The organism is Staphylococcus pasteuri, assembly GCF_030547725.1.
Classification (GTDB): domain Bacteria; phylum Bacillota; class Bacilli; order Staphylococcales; family Staphylococcaceae; genus Staphylococcus; species Staphylococcus pasteuri.
Window position 1 is genome coordinate 1 of the sequence record NZ_JAUOQO010000901.1, and the last position, 239, is coordinate 239.

At 63.6% G+C, this 239-nt stretch carries 1 protein-coding gene; it reads right to left on the reverse strand.

All coding sequences use genetic code 11. The annotated features are described in order from the left end of the window. On the reverse strand, nucleotides 1–222 hold a 222-nt coding region (locus Q4528_RS15865), incomplete at its 3' end, for an RNase H family protein (protein WP_303522706.1). Between the last annotated feature and the right edge of the window lie 17 nt (nucleotides 223–239).

The following is a 239-nucleotide window of genomic DNA, read 5'->3' on the forward strand; positions in this document are numbered from 1 at the left end:
GTCGGTCACCACGGTGATTGTTGACGCCCGCTCCAGCGCCTCCAGAGCGTGGATCGCGGCCAGCAGTTCCATCCGGTTGTTGGTGGTCATGGCTTCGCCGCCTTTCAGCGTGCGTTCCTTGACCACTTTGTCGCCGTCCCGGGCCAACATCAGCGCCCCCCAGCCGCCAGGGCCGGGATTGCCGGAACAGGCACCGTCGGTATAGGCAAAAAGATCGGGCATGATGGGCATCCTTGGAT